Source organism: Moraxella sp. (assembly GCF_024227015.1).
In the GTDB taxonomy this organism is placed as follows: Bacteria; Pseudomonadota; Gammaproteobacteria; order Pseudomonadales; family Moraxellaceae; genus Moraxella.
The window spans coordinates 1-1,258 of the sequence record NZ_JAAELD010000183.1 but is presented as its reverse complement, the minus strand read 5'-3'; the positions used below and the strand labels follow the sequence as shown (position 1 = coordinate 1,258).

Annotated in this window: 1 protein-coding gene and 1 tRNA gene; one reads left to right on the top strand and one right to left on the bottom strand. The window is 44.5% G+C overall.

Annotated elements, in window-relative coordinates; all coding sequences use genetic code 11:
- A partial coding sequence (locus GY683_RS04145) for a DHHA1 domain-containing protein (RefSeq protein ID WP_297287547.1) occupies positions 1-906 on the top strand: 906 nt, incomplete at its 5' end.
- Between the two features lie 170 nt (positions 907-1,076).
- Here the strand turns inward: GY683_RS04145 and GY683_RS04140 are convergent.
- Positions 1,077-1,152 (bottom strand) — tRNA-Asn (locus GY683_RS04140).
- Positions 1,153-1,258 lie beyond the last annotated feature (106 nt).

The following is a 1,258-nucleotide window of genomic DNA, read 5'->3' as shown; positions in this document are numbered from 1 at the left end:
GCTGCAGGACGTATGGATAACATGCGCACAGGCGTTGAGTGCTTATTGGCGGATGATTGGAGCCGAGCGCATACGCTGGCGTTAGAGTTGAATAAATTAAACCACTCGCGCCGCGCCATCGAGACGCAAATGCGAGATGAAGCGAATGACATCATTCATGAGTTGCACCTTAGCTCTGCAGAAGAGGTTAGTCTGCCGCGCGCCATCATCCTATACCAAGATAACTGGCATCAGGGCGTCATTGGTATTGTCGCAGGCAGAATCAAGGAGCGTCTGTATCGTCCGACCATCGTATTCGCTCCAGCGGATGCCCAAAAAACTGACGACGATGATTACATCAAAGGCTCAGCCAGATCCATCGCAGGCGTGCACATTCGTGATGCCATTGAGGCGGTGGCGATCGCACATCCGCACTTGATCACGCATTTTGGTGGGCATGCCATGGCGGCAGGACTTACGATTAAAAAGCGGCATTTTGATGAATTCATGCAGGCGTTCTTGATGGTGATGGATGAATTTGATGAGTTGATATTTAACGAAGAGCATTTCACAGATGGCGAACTGCTGCCCGAGGACTTTAGCCTAAGATTTGTATCAGAATTAAAGAGCATCAGCGTTTGGGGTAACGGCTTTGCACCGCCTAGCTTTGATGGTGAATTTGAGGTGCTAAACTTCCGTGTGATGAAGGATAAGCACCTAAAACTAACCCTTCGCCTGCCTCAGGTTCAGTATCCCATTGATGCCATTTGGTTTAATTATGATGCGGACAAATGGGATTATCGCGCCAGTCGTGTGCACATCTTATTCGCCTTGGAGATTAACGAATGGCAGGGCAATCAGAGCCTACAACTGGTCATCAAAGATTTGGCAGTAAGCCAAATTGCACCGATGATGTCGCCGTATTAAGAACAAAAAGCGCGTTCAAATGAATGCGCTTTTTATTTGAGGTAATTTAAGCTGTAATTTATTCATTATGAATATCAGCAACTAAAGTTGGTGATTTGACAATCATAATGAATGATTTAATAAATACAAAAAGAAAACCCTTCTCGATATGAGAAGGGCTTCTTGGAATATGGCTCCCCAACCTGGGCTCGAACCAGGGACACACGGATTAACAGTCCGATGCTCTACCAACTGAGCTATTGGGGAATGTGTTGCTGCGTATTATAAAGATTTTAATTTATTTGTCAAATAATTTTTTAAAGATTTTAAAAAAAATTATCAAATTAAAAATACCGAAGTGCCGCTACAAAGG